The sequence below is a fragment of the Cupriavidus sp. PET2-C1 genome (assembly GCF_054515855.1).
On the sequence record NZ_JBTNRJ010000003.1, the window covers coordinates 803,961 to 820,547 of the forward strand.

General features: G+C 59.0%; 12 protein-coding genes and 4 pseudogenes. 12 read left to right on the forward strand and 4 right to left on the reverse strand.

Annotated elements, in window-relative coordinates:
- Positions 1 to 231: 231 nt before the first annotated feature.
- On the forward strand, positions 232 to 1,857 hold the full coding sequence (locus ACX12D_RS37430) for a gamma-glutamyltransferase (protein ID WP_459376861.1): 1,626 nt from the start codon (positions 232 to 234) through the stop codon (positions 1,855 to 1,857).
- A 739-nt stretch (positions 1,858 to 2,596) separates the two neighbouring features.
- Positions 2,597 to 2,947: pseudogene (locus ACX12D_RS37435) on the forward strand (transposase); the annotation flags it as partial.
- A gap of 394 nt (positions 2,948 to 3,341) precedes the next feature.
- On the opposite strand, the pseudogene ACX12D_RS37440 reads toward ACX12D_RS37435, so the two are convergent.
- A pseudogene (locus tag ACX12D_RS37440) lies at positions 3,342 to 4,419 on the reverse strand (transposase); the annotation flags it as partial.
- A gap of 335 nt (positions 4,420 to 4,754) precedes the next feature.
- Here ACX12D_RS37440 and ACX12D_RS37445 point away from each other — a divergent pair.
- The 7 genes from ACX12D_RS37445 (at position 4,755) to ACX12D_RS37475 (ending at position 12,531) form a co-directional block, all read left to right on the forward strand.
- Complete coding sequence (locus ACX12D_RS37445) at positions 4,755 to 5,537, forward strand: enoyl-CoA hydratase/isomerase family protein (protein WP_459376862.1); 783 nt, start codon at positions 4,755 to 4,757, stop codon at positions 5,535 to 5,537.
- Complete coding sequence (locus tag ACX12D_RS37450) at positions 5,534 to 7,732, forward strand: acetate--CoA ligase family protein (RefSeq protein WP_459376863.1); 2,199 nt, start codon at positions 5,534 to 5,536, stop codon at positions 7,730 to 7,732. Before ACX12D_RS37445 ends, ACX12D_RS37450 begins: the two co-directional genes overlap by 4 nt.
- A 14-nt stretch (positions 7,733 to 7,746) precedes the next feature.
- Complete coding sequence (locus ACX12D_RS37455) at positions 7,747 to 8,562, forward strand: enoyl-CoA hydratase-related protein (protein WP_459376864.1); 816 nt, start codon at positions 7,747 to 7,749, stop codon at positions 8,560 to 8,562.
- Positions 8,563 to 8,958: 396 nt separating this feature from the next.
- Entirely contained in the window at positions 8,959 to 9,096 is a 138-nt protein-coding gene (locus ACX12D_RS37460) for a hypothetical protein (protein ID WP_459376865.1), read from the forward strand.
- 53 nt (positions 9,097 to 9,149) lie between these two features.
- Entirely contained in the window at positions 9,150 to 10,475 is a 1,326-nt protein-coding gene (locus tag ACX12D_RS37465; RefSeq protein ID WP_459376866.1) for a dicarboxylate/amino acid:cation symporter, read from the forward strand.
- A gap of 459 nt (positions 10,476 to 10,934) precedes the next feature.
- Entirely contained in the window at positions 10,935 to 11,270 is a 336-nt protein-coding gene (locus ACX12D_RS37470) for a type 2 periplasmic-binding domain-containing protein (RefSeq protein ID WP_459376867.1), read from the forward strand.
- Positions 11,271 to 11,631: 361 nt separating this feature from the next.
- A complete protein-coding gene (locus tag ACX12D_RS37475; protein ID WP_459377441.1) occupies positions 11,632 to 12,531 on the forward strand; it encodes a glutamate/aspartate ABC transporter substrate-binding protein in 900 nt (299 codons plus the stop codon).
- A 310-nt stretch (positions 12,532 to 12,841) separates the two neighbouring features.
- Here the strand turns inward: ACX12D_RS37475 and ACX12D_RS37480 are convergent, their stop codons facing one another.
- On the reverse strand, positions 12,842 to 13,735 hold the full coding sequence (locus ACX12D_RS37480; protein WP_459376868.1) for a MurR/RpiR family transcriptional regulator: 894 nt from the start codon (positions 13,733 to 13,735) through the stop codon (positions 12,842 to 12,844).
- A 264-nt stretch (positions 13,736 to 13,999) separates the two neighbouring features.
- Here ACX12D_RS37480 and ACX12D_RS37485 point away from each other — a divergent pair, with 264 nt between their 5' ends.
- Together ACX12D_RS37485 and ACX12D_RS37490 are read left to right on the forward strand one after the other, a co-directional pair.
- Positions 14,000 to 15,343, forward strand: a complete 1,344-nt coding sequence (locus ACX12D_RS37485) for an aspartate aminotransferase family protein (protein ID WP_459376869.1) — start codon at positions 14,000 to 14,002, stop codon at positions 15,341 to 15,343.
- A gap of 75 nt (positions 15,344 to 15,418) precedes the next feature.
- Positions 15,419 to 15,505, forward strand: coding sequence for a hypothetical protein (locus tag ACX12D_RS37490; protein WP_459377442.1), 87 nt, complete (start codon positions 15,419 to 15,421; stop codon positions 15,503 to 15,505).
- 93 nt (positions 15,506 to 15,598) lie between these two features.
- Here the strand turns inward: ACX12D_RS37490 and ACX12D_RS37495 are convergent.
- Together ACX12D_RS37495 and ACX12D_RS37500 are read right to left on the reverse strand one after the other, a co-directional pair.
- A pseudogene (locus ACX12D_RS37495) lies at positions 15,599 to 15,989 on the reverse strand (transposase); the annotation flags it as partial.
- Positions 15,990 to 16,128: 139 nt separating this feature from the next.
- Positions 16,129 to 16,365 (reverse strand): annotated as a pseudogene (locus ACX12D_RS37500) (hypothetical protein); the annotation flags it as partial.
- Positions 16,366 to 16,385: 20 nt separating this feature from the next.
- Between ACX12D_RS37500 and ACX12D_RS37505 the strand changes: the two are divergent.
- Positions 16,386 to 16,529, forward strand: a complete 144-nt coding sequence (locus ACX12D_RS37505) for a hypothetical protein (RefSeq protein WP_459376870.1) — start codon at positions 16,386 to 16,388, stop codon at positions 16,527 to 16,529.
- The last annotated feature ends 58 nt before the right edge of the window (positions 16,530 to 16,587 follow it).

The following is a 16,587-nucleotide window of genomic DNA, read 5'->3' on the forward strand; positions in this document are numbered from 1 at the left end:
TTCTTTGTATGCTTCGGTGAAACATATGTTTACACGCGATCGACGATGAGCTAAGCTTGCCCGAGCAAGCGCAGTTGTAAACGCAACAAGCACGGACGGAGGCCGTTGCAGCAAGCAACGGAATCCGGGACGTACAACTCAGCCCCAGAGGAGAATCATGTATCGCGTCTTGAATAAGGTGGATTTCTGTGTGGGGTGCAACCGCCCTGATTTCGCTCTGGATGGTGCGCGATGACGATTTCGCGGCGCCATTTCCTTTCTGCCGCCGGCGCATTGGCCTGTACGAATGCAGTTGCAAAGGTCACGGACGACGGAAGTTTTTTGTCCGAGCTGCCGGGGCATATCCACACCAACCGCGGCTTTGGTGCGTCGACCAACCATCCAATCGCGACGGAGGCGGCTCGGCGCATTCAACGTCAGGGGGGGGGAGTGCTAGACATGTACTTGGCTGCGCTCGCGACCGCCTGGGTGGTCGATCCGGCCAACTGCAGTCCCTTTGGGCGAATGCAAGGTCTGTATCTGATAAAAGGCGAATACGGCTGTCTTCACGCTGCGACCAAGATCCGCGAGGAAGTAGACTCCACGGTGCCGGTTCCAGGAAATATATCAGCCTATTTCGACCTTCGTCGGTCGGGACGGCTGCAGCTTTCCCTAAAGGCAATACTCGGTCCAGCCCAAACAATCGCTCGGCAAGGCTTTCGTCCCACAGAAGCTCTGCGCGTAGCCATTCTAAGCTCGGCTTCGGAGATGCAGTCGGAGTTGAGGGAAATCTATCTGGATGGCAATGGCCGCGTTCGGGCCAGCATACACAACCCGCATCTTGGCGAGTTACTCGAGGTGCTTGGCCGGGCGTCGGATGAAGAGGCCTTCTGGTCCGAATTATATGGTCGCCGGCCGGGGCCGTGGGAGAGGGAAGTGCTGGTGACCAACCGGCCACGCGCAGGTCGGCCTAAGGAACTCGCTCTACGCGGAACCGATGGCCGTGCATACCTCCTGCGCGCGACGGGTAACCTGGAGACGTGGGGAACTTGGACCCTGCTCGGAGCTGGCGTAATCGCCAAGCTCCAGGCGTCCGGCGCGCTCTCAACGCTGGAGACCGCCATGGAGGCCTACCTGCTGTCAACAATCTTAGTGCTGGACCGGATCCCATTTAAGGTGGGCTCGCTCAGGCCTAAGACGTCTAACCCATCGGTCGAAATCAATCTCGAGAGCGAGAGCCAGTCAATCGCGAGCCGCGTGCGTAACCTACTGGCCTCTCCGAGCTCGGATTTATGGGCCGATCTTGCGCGCACATACTTCCAAGGCGAAGGCAGCAAGACGGATGATAAGAACACAAATGCATTTGCGTTCGCTGAAAACGACGACTTTCTCTCCTTCACGACGTCTATGGGGCCGTGGTTTGGTTCTAAGCGCGCTTGGTTCGGTGCTGGTCTTGCCTACAGCTATGCCATGAAATCGAGGCAGCTGTTTACCGGCCAGACCCACGACGTAACTGAGATGTCTCCATTGATCGTTGAGCGCGACGGCAGACCCTGGCTGGCGATGGGAGCGGCCGGCAGCGAGAGAATCTTTGGGGCTTTGACCTTTCTGCTTTTCCTAAAGCTAGGTCTTGGGCGCCCCGGCGACATGGCTGAGCTGATGATGCTGCCGCGCTTATTCCCCAAAGATGGGAAGGTTCGCATCCATCGTGACATGCCTGAGAGCGTGCAGCGACACCTCGTCAGTCGGGGATTTATGCTTGATCCCACGGAATACGATGCCAGAAAGCACCTAGGTATTGTCAACCTCGTCGAGCAAGTGAAGCCCGGCACCTACCGGAGCGGAGCCGATCCCTCGGCGGACGGTGGCGCAATATAGCGTGACCGGTCGGCGCATGAGCGAGGGCCTCGCGCCATGTGTCCGAAGGCTGCCGCCTCGCAGCGCTGTCACACGTGCATACAGCTATGCCATTCCATGCGCGCCGGCTCTTTGTCCAATGCGACGGCCTCGTCTCGGGCATGATGGCCAACAGATCAAGCACCGCCGTTTCCGATTGATCGTGCCCGGAGCCAATCGAGCGGAAGTTGCCCACAAGTCCAGTGGCTCGCCGTTCTGTCAATGGGCAGTTCCCTACGCTGGCAATGTTGCGCGATCGGTCGCCCCCCAATTCGTGCCGCGGTTGCACAGACCGCGACTAACGGCATCCTGATTAGAGGGCTTCGATCTGACTTCCAAGCCGTAGTCCAGCGGCGATGGAACGCGCTTGCATGCGTAAGCTAGCGACGGCCGCGCCCGTGCACTGGCCCATGCTGGGCGGCTACCGAGTTTATTCTCTAATCGGCGCTGTACCTGGCCAGTGCCTGGAGCAGCTCAGACAACTTTCTTGCCTTGGCGGCCTTCGCCGCGGTGACGATGGTGGGCGCAAGCGTTATTCCTGCTCAACGAGACCAAGGCGCAGACCTTCATAGGGCCAATCCGGCAGGAAGCCTTGTGAGCGCGGGGGCGTGAGTCGCGCGCCCATGGGCGCTTGCTCGCGTTCGGGTTGGCAGTTCACGATCCGCGGCTTGGCTCGTCTTGGTTTTGCGTGGCATACATGCCATCCCCGAGACCCTAATCGCCCATTGCTGCCGAGGCAGTTCAGGACACCTCGATGGCGTTCAAGAAGGCCGTAATCGAGCGAGCCTGGGGTGCCGAACTCGGTCATCATTTGGGCTACCCGCGGCGCGGAGCGCCCGGCGGGCCGGCCAACCACCGCAACGGCAAGAGCGCCAAGACCGTGCTGGGTCCGCTGCGGGCCGATATTCCACGCGACCGTGACGGCAGCTTCGATCCAATCCTGATTCCCAAACACGAGCAGCGCTTCACCGGTTTCGACGACAAGATCATCGCCATGTATGCCGGCGGCATGACCGCGCGCGAGATCCAGGCGTTTCTGGCCGAGCAGTACGGTACTGAGGTCTCGCCCGACTTGCAGGGATGGCAGGCCCATCCCGATCGCCACATGATGTTCCGTCAACTGCTTTCGTTCCTGGGCAGCGCGACCCAGGGCGGCGCCGCGTCCCGTTGCGGACATGTTTTTCCAGCCTTGCCCGAAGGGACGACGACCGCGACCGCGGTTATCGCAGCTAACCATGTTCTCACTGGAGTATGGATTATTTCCCCGCATCGCCGGCGCGGGCGCCGTTTCACGGTCTGCTGGAGGCGAACCCATAGGAAGGACTGCGTCTGCTCCGTGTCGTCGTCGCGCACGCCATACAGCACCGGACCTGCGGCCGTCCGCCCGCCAACGATCGCTTGACGTCTTGCTGGCCATCGGTCCACGTTCGTTCCCATGGCGACGATCCTTCTCGTGGTCGCGCGAGCACGACAGCCAGGTTTAGATAGCGCCACAGCGCTATCGCGACCGGGCGGGCGACCGCAACGATCGCGATTCGCCGTTCTCGGCAATTTCGGTTCCGTGCCCTGCGTGGTCTGGTTAAACCTGCGCGTCCTCGCGCTGTCGGGCTGATAGCGGAGCCAGCACCACGCCATCTCGATCAGTAGGGCGCGGACGCGCCAGTTACCTTGTTTGCTTATTCCTTTGGTCTATCTGGCTCTCGCCGCTGTCGTAGGGCTGGGGCACGAGGCCAACGCAGGCACCCACCAGGCACCGATTGCTGAAGTCCCCCTAGAAGAGTTCGAGTGCGAGGCGTGACGGCTCACGTCGCCAATTCCCTTTAGGCGGGCCAGTGCCTCAACTCGCTTGCGCGCGGGTGCCGGCAGGTTTGCTTGTCGGGTCTTCTCCAGCACCGCGCTTGGTGCTCGGCCAGCGCCAACCGTTCGGATTCACGCAGCAGCCGCTCGTGCACAGTCGGCAGCGGCGCGCCGACGTGGCAGAGCTCGTCGCCACAGCCAAGTCGGTCGGCGAAGGCCTTGCTGTCGACGTCATCCCAGCAACCGAGTGTGGCCAGCAGTTTTGCGCATCCGGTTGGAATGCTGCAGCACTTCCTCCTGCAGTTCCCCGCGATCGCGCATGAGTTGGCGCGACGCTTCATCCTGGGGAGATGGTACGCGAACCACATGCATGCGGTCGCGCTCGCCGCGCAGCCACGCGCGCACGTTAACCACGAGCTTGATCGCATCTAGGCGGCCGGTCTTGGCCAGTCGCTGATGGCGCTCGACCGGAATGTTAGCGGGATCGACGACATAGGTAGTCGATCCCGCGTGCCCGCAGAGCGCGACAAATCCAGAACGCATGGCCGGCTTCGTAACTCACGGCGACCGGACATCGGCTGGGAGCGACCACTTGTGCTTCTGATGTTCGAACAGGACCAGCACGACCTGTAACCGGGCTGCGGCCTGCGGCTGCGCGAGGGTGTGTATCGGGGGTTGCCCGCTCTGTCCGTCGTGTAACGCAACTTTCCACTTCGCGGCTGCCAGTTCGAGCGATACCGCTAACACCCCCGTGTATGCGTGATCTGTACTACCGCGATCACACGCCGATCATCGCAGTACCTTGCCCAGTGGCACGAACGGGCGTTGCGCACGCGACTGAGATGGCCTCAGGCCTTGCACGCTCTCTGCGAAGCGCATTGGATACGCAAACGGTGCTCTGTGCGTCAGGGTAAACGCGGGCCTGCCTCCAATAGTCAGATTTCGTTTTGACAAGACATGGCTGGCCATCTATCATGAAACATATGTTGCTTTGAATAGTTAAAAGAAACATTCGGGTTGAGTTAGGTGCTACTGGAAGGGTCCTTTCCCGTCACGTAACAAACTAATAGTCTGGAAACGCAATGAGCTTTGACACCATCCTCTTTTCGAAAGCCGACGGCATTGCTGAAATCCGGCTTAATCGTCCCCATCGGCTGAATGCGGTAACGCAGCAACTCTACAATGAACTGAACGAGGCACTTGTACTGGCCGAGGCCGACCGCGACGTCCGCGTGGTTCTGATTTCAGGCGAAGGTCGTGCGTTCTGCGTCGGGGCCGATCTGAAGGAGCATAAGGCGGGGCGCACCGCATTCGACCGTCGGCAATACTTGGCAGGAGAGCAGGCGGTTTGTAAGCGTCTGCTTACGATGAAGCTCCCCGTCGTCGCTGCGGTCAACGGTTTTGCCTTGGGGGCGGGGGCCGAAATCGCCATTGCGTCCGACTTTGTCCTAATGGCTGAGAGTGCCCAACTTGGACTCCCAGAGATCAGTATTGGCAACTTCCTGGGTGGTGGCGTGACCTACCTGCTGCCCCGATTGGTCGGCTTGGCCAAAGCGCGAGAGTTGGTATTCCTGGGTGAGCGCATCAACGGTGCAGAAGCTGCGCGAATTGGGCTGGCCAATCGTGTGCTGTCGGACGAGGGTTTTCTCGAAAGCGCGCGCGAGTTCGCACGACAACTTACGACGAAGGCGCCGCTCTCCATGGAATTGGCGAAACAGCAACTGAACTTCGCTGCAGAACGCACGCTCGATGCCGCCTTGCTCGCCGAGTTGGAGGGCATGACCTTTGTGAGCACCACCAAGGACTGGCAGGAAGGCGTTGATGCCTTCGCTGAAAAGCGTGCTCCGGCGTTCAGGGGAGAGTGAACGTGCACGCACTACACCCCATCTTCTATCCCACCTCGATCGCAATCGTCGGCGCGTCCAAAGATCCGACGAAACGAGGATTTCGGTCCATTCAGAAGCTGTTGGACGATGGTTTCAAAGGCGAGATCTTTCCGGTGAACCCCAAGGAGGTCTCAATTCTTGGCCTCGATGTCTACTCATCTCTTGAGGCTATCCCTGGTCACATCGACTTGGCGCTCATCTGCACGCCGGCTAAGACCCTTCCGGACGTCATCGCGCAATGTGGAAGGAAGGGTGTGAAGGGCGCCGTCGTCCTGGCTGGCGGCTTTGCGGAGGCCGGAGCGGAAGGCAAGGCCCTGCAGGATCGCATGGTGGCCGAAGCGCGCAAAGCGGGCGTGCGGATTATTGGCCCCAATACTTCCGGAATCTTCAATACGCATGCGGCAAGCAACATCGTCGGATTTTCCCATCTGAAGGCAGGTGGCATCGGCTTGCTTTCGCAGTCGGGCAACATGGCGCTGTCGCTGGTGACCGAGGCGCAGGCAAATGGCCAGGTTGGCTTGTCGACCTACGTCGGTATCGGCAACGAATCCGACATTCGCTTTCATGAGTACTTGGAGTACTTCCGGGACGACACCAATACCAGCGCGATCATCGCCTATGTCGAGGGGATGAAAGATGGGCAGCGCTTCCTGGATACGCTGCGACGTGTCGCGCGAGAGAAGCCGGTTGTAATTTACAAGTCTGGTCGGACTAGCGCCGGTCGCAGCTCCGCACAGTCACATACTGGAGCGCTGGCGGGCGACTACGCCGTCAGTGAAGGCGTGCTTCGCCAGGCTGGCGCAATTCTCGCGCGCAAATCGGATGAGATTCTTTCGCTGGCAGAAGCGCTTTCGCTGCTCACCCCGCTGAAATCGCGGCGCGTCGCCGTGCTCGCGGACGGCGGCGGCCATGCAACGATCGCTGCCGATGCGTTGACTGAACACGGGCTCGAACTCGCCCCGCTGTCCGAGATTACCAAGCAAGCTCTGGCTGCCATCCTCCCGCCGGCCGCAGCGGTGGCCAACCCGGTGGATGTCGCCGGTGGCACCGACTCGAATCCGGCCATATTCGCGGATTGTGCACGTATCCTGCTGCAGGATTCGAGCGTCGACGGCCTTATTATCACCGGCCTCTTCGGTGGCTACGGCGTCCGGTTCTCGAGCACGCTGACTCCGGTGGAGATGGAAACGTCGGATAGGATCGCGGAGCTGCATCACCTGTCACAGAAGCCTGTGCTGGTTCACAGTTTATATGGGTCGCTTTACGCTGATCTGCGTCCCCAGCCCCTCACCCGTATCCGAGAGGCGGGAATTCCCGTCTACGATTCGCTGGAGCTCGCAGTGCGGTGCTTGCAAGCACTCGCTGAGTTTGGTGAGGCAAGGCGCAAACGTGCGGCGTCGAACGATGCGGGTCACACTCGAGCCCCAGCTTTCGAGGCGGTTCTCCAAAAATGTCGAGAGGAATCCCGCACAGGCGTGCTTGAGCATGAGGCCCGTCAGGCCCTCGAGGCCTCAGGCGTGCAAATGATGGCGAAAGCAATCCTCGCGGGAAGTGCCGACCGAGCAGTCAGCGCATTCGAAGCGTTGGGCAAAGTTCCCGTCGCTATCAAGGTGGTGTCACGCGACATTGTCCACAAGACTGATGCCGGGGGCGTCAAACTGAACGTCGCGGACGAAGCCGGAGTGCGGCAAGCCTATGCAGACATCCTGCAAAGTGGCCGGCACTATAGCCTCATGCATGGCGTGGATCCCGACATCACCGGCGTTCTAGTGACGCCGATGGCGCCGAAGGGGGGCGTCGAAGTCATTGTCGGCGTCGTGCGCGACTCGAGCTATGGCCCGGTCATGATGTTCGGTCTTGGCGGCGTGTTGGTTGAGGTCTTGAAGGATGTTGTGTTTCGCTCCCTACCGCTATCGGAAGATGATGCAAGAAGCATGCTGTCGGAGATCCGTGCCAGCAGAATTCTAGACGGCGTGCGAGGTGCGCCGCCGGTAGACAAGGAAGCGCTCGTTCGCCTGATGCTCGGTATCTCGGATCTCTGTACTGCCTTTCCTGAGATTGCGGAACTGGATCTGAATCCCGTGCTGGCCTATCCCGATGGCGTCGGCATCCTCGATGCCCGCATCCTGCTCGAGGGAGACGACAGTGATGAACGCACAACCAATCAGCGTTGACCATGGAACCAAATATGAGCGTACAACCCCAACTTGCTGATGCGGTCCTCACCGTTGAAAATCGAGTTGCCGTTCTAACATTGAATCGCGATGATGTGCGCAATGAACTTACCGGCACCCGGTTGGTGGACGACATCGAGCAGACCGTAGCGTGGATCAACCGTGACGAGTCGATTGCGGCGCTTATCCTTACGGGTGCCGGCAAGGCCTTCTCCGCTGGCGGCAATATCAAGCACATGCTCAACCGTGAGGGGAGCTTCGGTGGCAATGTTTACGAAGTCCAGAAGCACTACCGCGAAGGCATTCAACGCATACCCTTGGCGCTAGATCGTCTGGATGTCCCCTCGATTGCAGCCATCAACGGGCCGGCCATTGGCGCTGGCTTCGATCTGGCCTGCATGTGCGACATACGCATCGCCTCCACACAGGCCACCATGGCGGAGAGTTTCGTCAATGTCGGGATCATTCCCGGCGACGGAGGGGCATGGCTGTTGCAGCGCCTCGTCGGTTATCAGCGCGCGGCAGAGCTCACCTTTTCCGGCCGCGCGATTCAGGCGGAGGAAGCGAAGGAGCTTGGCATCGTGCTTGAAGTCGTCGAAGGCATAGTCTTAATGGATAGGGCAATGGCGCTGGCGAGGAGCTTCGCCACCAAACCGCCCCAGGCACTGCGCCTGACCAAGCGGCTAATGAAGGCCGCAAGGCGTATGGAACTTCCCGATTTCCTGGACCACTGCGCCGTTTTCCAAGGAATGTGCCACAACACCGAGGATCACCTCGAAGCCGTGGCGTCCATGCTTGAGAAGCGTCCACCGCAGTTCTACGGTCGATAACGGCGTCCGGTTAACATAATACCGTCGTTCAACTGAGGGATGTGGCGCACCTGCGCGCCACTTGGATACCTGCGCGCTGAAAAAAACGCGACATGAATGCACTTTCCGGATTCGATATAGAGGATCTCTCTGTCGTTATGACGGCGACCTTCGCCAAGACCAGTACCGAAACCGACATCGTGCTATTCGCTCGGCGGTGTCCGGGGACGGCAACAACGCGATTCACATCAACGAAGATGTTTGCCACCGAAAGTCCGTTCAAGGGGTGCATTGCTCACGGATTACTTTCCGCGAGCGTAATTTCGGCGGCAGTCGCCAACAAGCTGCCTGGGCCAGGGACGATCTATCTCGGCCAAACGCTATCGTTCCTTGCGCCCGGGCGGCCTTGGGGACACAGTGCACGCAACGATCACGATCGAGGAACTGTGGTTTGACCGTCGCCGTGCGCGCCTGAAAACGGTGTGTGTCGTGAACGGCAATATTGTCGTCGACGGCGAAGCCATGGTCGTGACCACGAGGCGGCAGCAGGACTGACAAAGCATGCCCATTTAATGCTGCGCTCACGTAGCAAAGATTCTGGAGACAACATGAGATTCAAGCTTACAACATGGATTCTGATCGGTATGCTCGCCGGCATCGCGGTGGGCTACGCGTGCCATACCGCATCGCCGGATGCGGAGCACACCAAGGCGCTAGCGGGCTATTTCTCCCTGATCACAGATCTGTTCCTTAGGCTGATCAAGATGATTGTGGCACCGCTCGTATTCTCGACGCTGGTTGTCGGCGTGGCGAAAATGGGAGATATCAACGCTATCGGCCGAATCGGGGCGAAGACCTTGGGCTGGTTTCTCTGCGCGTCATTCGTGTCGTTGGCCTTGGGCGCGGTGCTTGCAAACTTGTGGCAACCCGGGATCGGTCTGAATCTGCCACTTCCGGATGCCGCGGCCTCCTCTGGCCTGAAGGTGAATTCGCTGTCGCTCAAGGAGTTCGTGACGCATCTGGTGCCGAAGAGCATTGTGGAAGCCATGGCAACCAATGAGATTCTGCAGATCGTCGTATTCTCGGCGTTCTTTAGCATCGCTGTCGCATCGTTGGGCCATAAGGCCGAGGACATCGTTAGCTTCCTCGACCAGGTCGCTCACGCAATGCTCAAGGTGACTGGCTACGTCATGAACCTTGCGCCGCTAGCGGTGTTCGCAGCGCTTGCAAGCGTTGTGACAACGCAAGGGCTCGGTGTACTGAAGACTTACGGTACGTTCATGGGGGAGTTCTACCTGGCGCTGGTGCTGCTGTGGGTGGTGATCATCCTGGCGGGCTACATTGTGCTTGGCCGCCGAGTCTTTGGCTTGGTCAAACTCGTCCGCACGCCAATGCTGCTGGCCTTCAGCACGGCAAGCAGCGAGTCAGCCTATCCTAAGACGCTGGAGCAACTCGAGCGGTTTGGTGTCCCGAACAAGATTGCCAGCTTCGTGCTGCCGATGGGGTACTCGTTCAATCTTGATGGCTCCATGATGTACTGCACCTTTGCGTCGCTGTTCATCGCTCAAGCATACGGTGTACATCTGACCGTTGGGCAGCAACTTGCCATGCTGGCGATCCTCATGCTCACCAGCAAGGGGATGGCAGCGGTGCCCCGGGCATCCCTGGTCGTGATTGCCGCGACGCTGGGCCAGTTCAATATTCCGGAGGCAGGGCTGCTGCTGATCATGGGCGTGGACCAGTTCCTAGATATGGGCCGCACGGCGACCAACGTGCTGGGCAATAGCATTGCTACGTCGGTCGTGTCGAAGTGGGAAGGGGAGTTGGGCCAGGAGGTGGGCGAGGACATGCCTGCGGAGGTCTTGGCCGATAGGCGGTTGCCTGAGAGTGTGCCGGTGCAATCAGTCGGCCCCTCGACGCCGCAGGGAGTCTGATCGTGTGGCGCGGCTTCGGTCCTGTAGTTTGGCTATTGGCACTTTGCTCAAGCATGGTGCTGGCGCAAGAGGCCACCGAGCTGTCCGGCACCGTGAAGCGGGTAAAGGACACCGGTGTTGTCACCCTGTGCTACCGCGATGCCGCCTTCCCATTCTCCTATGCCGGTTAGGGAAATACGCCACAGGGCTACTAGATCGACCCTTGCCTAAAGATTGTCGACGAGATTCGTCGTGAACTGGATCGTGATGACATCGGGATCCATTCCGCCATGTTTCATCGGAGGAACGAATCGCGGCAGTCAAGGGCGGCAGGATCGACCCGGAGTGTGAGTCGAGTACTAACAATCACGTCCGACAGAGAGAGGTCGCATTTTCATCAGGAATCTTTGTGACGGGGACCAAGCTATTGGTCGAAGGTCAGATGGGATTCGATCTTATCGGGATCTCAGGCGTCGCACCGTGTCGGTCGGTGCGGGGACTACCAATGAGGCCGCGTTGCGGCGGCTCTCGGAGAATCAGGCCCTTGAGATACGTGTGCTCGCCCAACCCGATCTCAAGCAGGCCTTCGATCTGTTTCTCGCCGGGGATGTGACTGCATTCGCCACCGATGAAGTCCTGCTCCGGGGCTTCCTGGCCCACGCCCCCGACCGCAGCAGGCTTGCATTCGTAGGGGAGTTCCTCACCTACGAGCCCTATGGGATCGTCTACCGAAAAGGGGGATCCTCAACTCGCGTGCGTGGTGGAACGAACGTTCACGAATCTCGCTGTTTCGCGAGAGATCCGGTGGATCTATGAGCGTTGGTTTACGCGTCGGTTGCCAACGGGCGAGCAACTCGGCTTACCCATGAATCCGCAACTCACCACGATCTCCGAGGCACTGGGATTGCCTGAGTGAGCTGCGATTAGATCAAGGACTAGTGGCGGCGCCTCGGGTCGGTGCAGTACGCGCCGGCCTGAGGTCATATACCAAGTGGAGCGTCCTAGCCAAGTCGGGTGTGATTGTTTCCTAACATCACTCGCCTTGAGATTCGATTGTTTCATGGTTTTCCATGATGGATCGTATGTTTCTGTGCGGCTACTATGAGTTTGCGGTGGTTCTCCCGTACCAGTTCACCAAGTTCACCAAGTGCACCTAGGAGCAACACAGATGAAAGCCATGAATCTTCTCTCAGTTGTCGGCGTGGCGAGCCTGGTTCTTCAGACGAGCCTGGTGTTTGCAGCCGGTCCAGCGGACAGCGCCACACTTGCTCGCATCAAGGAATCGGGAACGATTTCGATCGGTCACCGAACATCGTCAATACCCTTTTCCTACTACGATAGCAACCAGAAGGTCATTGGCTTTTCGCAGGATATCTGTGACAAGGTCATCGCCGAAGTTAGGAAGCAGACAGGTGCGCAGAACCTGCAGGTCCGCATGGTGCCGGTCACGTCGCAGAACCGCATCTCGCTGGTTCAGAATGGCACAGTGGATCTCGAATGCGGCGTCACGACCAATTTGAAGTCGCGTCAGCAACAAGTGGCCTTTTCTACAACATTCTTTGTTGCCGGTACCCGACTACTGGTCAAGAAAGGCAGTCCGATTCATGATTTTTCTGATCTCACCGGCAAGACGGTAGTGACCAACGCGGGCACCACGTCGGAGCGGATTCTGCGCAAACTCAACGATGAGAAGAAGACCAACATCACCATTCAGAGTGCCAAGGACTACGGGGAGTCATTCCTGATTTTGCAGTCTGGCCGCGTCGCGGCGTTCATGATGGATGATGTGCTGCTGTCGGGGGCGAAGACGCTCGCCACGAACCCAGCGGAATGGACTGTAGTTGGAACGCCGCAATCGTTCGAGGCCTATGGGTTCATGATGCGACGTGACGATCCTGAATTCAAGAAGCTCGTCGATGGTGTCATCACCAACCTGATGAAGAGCGGTGAGATCCAAAGGATGTACGACAAATGGTTCAGCAAGCCGATCCCCCCGAAGAACGTTAGCTTCGATTTCCCAATGAGTGCGGCAGTCAAGAGGGCTTATGAGCAGCCGAATGACGAAGCATTTGAGTAAGCTGTGCTGCGGAGGCTAGCATGCGTGGCATACGAGGTGGGCAGCAGGCTTGCTCTTCCCTTGTACCGAAAAGCGGGGTATGGCTGATCAGCTTGGGATCCTGGCGATGCCCTACCAGGCGAAGGGGGCGGTCATGCGAGCGGTACTATCTCGCTGGTCGGCCTGCCTTCCGCGACTGCTCCGCGAATGCCAAGACTTGCTGACACAGCTGCGACCGACCTCGATCGGAGAACCTAAAATTGCCGGAGTGCCTAGACAGGTCCCCGTGATTTCAACAACGGGGGTATTGCCTAATGCCTCGATCCGAGGCTCAGCTCCGCCTTGCTGGTACATAGGCGCCGGTCTGGTGCAACTGACCTTCAGTATGCTCAAGCGCCTTGATCGCTCCCTTCCCTTTCTTGGCCAGCAGTTGCTCAACTAGGGCTTCGGCCACGGCCACGCCGGCAGTGATAGAGGGAAAGAATGAGGGACTATCGATTGAGAATAGCAGTGTGCAATCGGCTCGCAACGCTATGGGCGCGACCGTGCTATCGGTCAGGGCGATCACACGGCAGCCCGCTTCACGAGCCGCATCGGCCACTCGGACAATTTCCGTAGAGTAAGGGGCAAAGCTCACTACAACCACGGCGTCCTTCGCCGCCAAGGCACGCAGCTCCATCTCTAGCGTGCCCGCATCTCCCCTGATTAGCAGTACCGTTGACCGAAACAGTCGATAGATATAGTGGATTGTGAAGGCGATCGGAAAGCAGGCGCGGAAGCCCGCGACATAGACATTGGCTGCCGCGCTGAGTAGATCGACAGCCTTGGGCATGGATTCCGCGTTATTCTCGCCGGCCAAATCCAGATTCTGATGTTGCGTTTCGAGCATTTCGGCAAGCATCCGGCTCGAACCACTAGCGCGCATTACCTGCTTGGCGCGCTTGGCATACGGCTGTGGACCGCCGCGAACTTCCTCAACAAAGAGTTCGCGCAGGCCCTGCCATCCCTCGAAGCCTAGGAACTGGGCAAGGCGCACCAGTGTCGCCGGTTGGACGCCGGCATCCGCCGCAATCTTGCGCATCGAGAGGAGCGGGATCTCCTGCGGATGGTCGAGAAGATAGCGGGCGCCGCCTTGGAACTGGGTACTGAGCGTCGCGTAGCTCTCTCTCAGATGCTTCAGCAGCTCGTCGAGGTTCTGCGGTGGTGCGAGGTTTCCCGTTGTCATCGTCAATTCCTGTTAGGGTGTATGTAACGATTGTTGCACAATTAACTGACGGCTGCACGCGGGCGTGTAGCCCGTGGGGCGAAAACTGGTTGTGAATCGGGTATATCTCCAGACGAATAAAGGAATCAAATGTTGCGTAGTGGGTAGCGGATTCTTATACTTCGTGGGTCGGGAAGGTAAGCACAAATATCGCGCCTCCCAAGGGCATGCGGTGGCGTTTGAGCGCCAAGCTAGATTCTTCAAACGGTTCTTGAACACAACATCATGACCAAAGTCTTTCATCGAAATCCTCGCCATACCCTTGCCGTTGCAGTTGCCGGCGAGGGCATTGAGCTCATTGATAGCAAAGGGCAGCGCTATATCGACGCTTCGGGGGGCGCGGCGGTATCTTGCCTGGGTCATGGTCATCCCCGTGTGATCGAGGCCATCAAGCAACAGGTCGATACAATTGCCTACGCGCACACTTCATTCTTTACGACGGAAGTATCTGAAACGTTGGCGGATACTCTAGTGCAGGCGGCACCTGGTGACCTGAATCACGTCTACTTTGTTTCCGGTGGCTCCGAAGCGGTCGAGGCCGCACTAAAGATCGCGCGCCAGTACTTCGTTGAGATTGGGCAGAGCGAGCGCCGGCATTTCATCGCTCGTCGACAGAGCTATCACGGCAACACCCTTGGCGCGTTGGCGATTGGCGGCAATGCCTGGCGACGGGAGCCGTTCTTGCCACTATTGGTGCCTGCACACCATGTTTCCCCTTGCTACGCTTATCGCGACCAGGCGGCAGATGAATCCGACATGCAGTATGCGCAGCGTCTGGCGGACGAACTGGAGGCAAAAATTCTGGAATTGGGGCCGGAAAGCGTGGCGGCCTTTGTAGCGGAAACAGTGGTTGGCGCAACTGCCGGGGCGTTGCCTCCGGTGGCCGACTACCTCAAGCGAGTCCGCGCAGTATGCGACAAGTACGGGGTACTGCTAATCCTAGATGAGGTGATGTCTGGCATGGGCCGCACCGGCTATCTGTTCGCCTGCGAGGAAGACGGTGTGGTTCCGGACATCGTGACCATCGCCAAGGGGCTGGGTGCCGGGTATCAGCCGATCGGTGCCATGATTTCGACTAGTCGCATCTACGACACGATTGTGGCCGGCAGCGGCTTCTTCCAGCATGGCCATACCTATATCGGACACGCCACGGCTTGCGCGGCCGCACTAGCGGTGCAGCGCACTATCGCCGAGGAAGGCCTGTTGGCCAACGTGCAGGCGCGTGGTGAGCAGTTGCGCGCGCGGCTGCGCGAAGCAGTCGGAGATCATCCGAATGTCGGCGATATCCGTGGTCGTGGCTTGTTTGTCGGCGTGGAGTTCGTGGCAGACCGGGCCACCAAGGCGACGTTGGATCCGGCCATAAAGGTACATGCCAAGCTGAAGTCCACCGCAATGCAGAACGGCCTTCTTATCTACCCCATGGGTGGGACCGTCGATGGCGTGCGCGGTGATCACGTGCTGTTCGCACCACCGTTCATCTGCACCGAGCCGGACATCGATCGGATTGTCGAACTGTTCGCCAAGTCGGTCGGTATCGTGCTTCCGTCCAGCTGTTCCTCATTGATTTGAGGGCACAGCAGCGTAACCAGTCATAGTGGTCGCACACCCTATGCGCTAGCTGTTGCGCCGAACGGGGCCAGCAAGATGCAAGTGGACCATCCGCGATTGCCGATTGAGCCGGCAGAACTCGCTTTGTGCGCCAAGGAATGCTTGGAGTCCGGGGCGCAATGATTCACCTGCATGTGCGCAAAGCCGACAACACGTATAGGCTGGAAGTGGCGGATTACCAGCCGGCGGTCGCCGCAGCGCGCAGGGCTGTTGGCGACGAATCAGTTGTGCGCGCAAGCGGTGCAGCGCAAGAATGGCTTGTTGCGCTTCGCTCTTGATCGCAACAAACTGTGCCTCGGATTGCTGGACTGCCGCCCAGATGGCGCGAGCGTCGGCGGCGTCCGTCTTGTTACGCAACACGAATGGACTGCACTGAGCATGCGCAGATGAGCATGACGTCGTGTCCGAGGTGCTGCACTTGTCGCGCCCAGTGGTGTGCTCCGCCACAGGCCTCAATCGCCACCGGCGAGCGTTCCCTCCTCCCAAAAAACTCGAGAAGCTGGCTTCGCCTGAGTTTTATGTACTCGATTTCGCCCGTGTACGGGTTGACCGCATGCAGTTGGACGACGTGCTTGGCAATATCCATGCCGATTACGATAAGCTTCATTTCGGCTCCTCCCGTAGGTGGTTGCACTCGACAGCTCCACTTTGGCGCGGCTTGGCTATCCCCGGATCCCGATCCTTTGCGTTGTTTTCCTCGCGCAAAGGACATGGCTAAACCAATACTCGACGACGGACGACCGAGCGGTTTTGCCAAGGCCGCTGCCATGCGGCTCGCCGCGGCGAGCAATCTCGGTGCTGATGCCGTTGGCATGCAGCGGCTGGCGATACTTGTCGTGGTCGTATCCACGATCACCCTGGACGATGCTTGGCTTGGGCAGTGGTCGCGAGGAATCGACTATGACACGTGACCAATCGATGCGGTCCGCCGCAAGTAACTTGGCCAACAACACTTCGTGGAGATGGTCCCAAACGCCGAATGCCGGACTGAAGGACGAAGAAAATGCCGTTGAGCACCGCCCGATCGATCGAGCGCACCATCGCCTGGCTGCACAAGGTCAAGCGATTGCGCATTCGCTTTGACCGCCTAGCCATCAAATCCCAAACTGGCGATCGCAGCACCTGGGGAAGGAATATGCGGGACTGATGCCGGGCCGGCACGTGACATGAAAATGCCTGAGGGCGCCTGCGGATAGGACGAGAGC